Source organism: Neisseria sp. P0021.S007, from assembly GCF_051956855.1.
In genome coordinates this window covers 1-680 of record NZ_JBQCXA010000551.1, presented here as the reverse complement: position 1 = coordinate 680, position 680 = coordinate 1, and the positions used below count along the sequence as shown (strand labels likewise).

General features: G+C 45.1%; 1 protein-coding gene. It reads left to right on the top strand.

Translation table 11 applies throughout. The annotated features are described in order from the left end of the window. Positions 1 to 123: 123 nt before the first annotated feature. The coding region (locus ACTHUR_RS14555; protein ID WP_440399295.1) for a UTP--glucose-1-phosphate uridylyltransferase at positions 124 to 680 on the top strand (557 nt) is incomplete at its 3' end.

Here is a 680-nt window from a genome sequence, read left to right as displayed (position 1 = left end):
GTATCTATGACCAATCCTCCTTTTCAGACCGTCTGATACTTTATCATGTGGTATTATCATTACATACGACTACATCTTTACACTTTTTGGGGTATAAACCCACAGTTAAAATAGGATAATAATATGAAACCCATTAAAAAATGCGTCTTCCCCGTTGCCGGTATGGGCACCCGTTTCTTGCCTGCGACCAAAGCCAGCCCCAAAGAAATGCTGCCTATCGTAGACAAACCTCTGATTCAATATGCAGTTGAAGAAGCGGTTGAAGTCGGCTGTACTGAAATGGTGTTCATCACCGGCCGTAACAAACGCAGTATCGAAGACCACTTCGACAAAGCATACGAGTTGGAAACCGAATTGGAATTGCGTCAAAAAGACAAGCTGTTGGAGCACGTTCGCGATATCCTGCCTCCCAACATTACCTGCATGTACATCCGTCAAACTGAAGCATTGGGTTTGGGTCATGCCGTATTGTGCGCGCAGGCTGCCGTTGGTAACGAGCCTTTTGCCGTTATTTTGGCAGACGATTTGATTGACACGCCTAAAGGCGCGTTGAAACAGATGGTTGATGTGTACAACCAAAGCGGTAACAGCATTTTAGGCGTTGAAACCGTTGATCCTTCTCAAACAGGCTCTTACGGTATCGTTGAAGTTGAAAAGCTGAAAAGCTATCAGCGTATCAC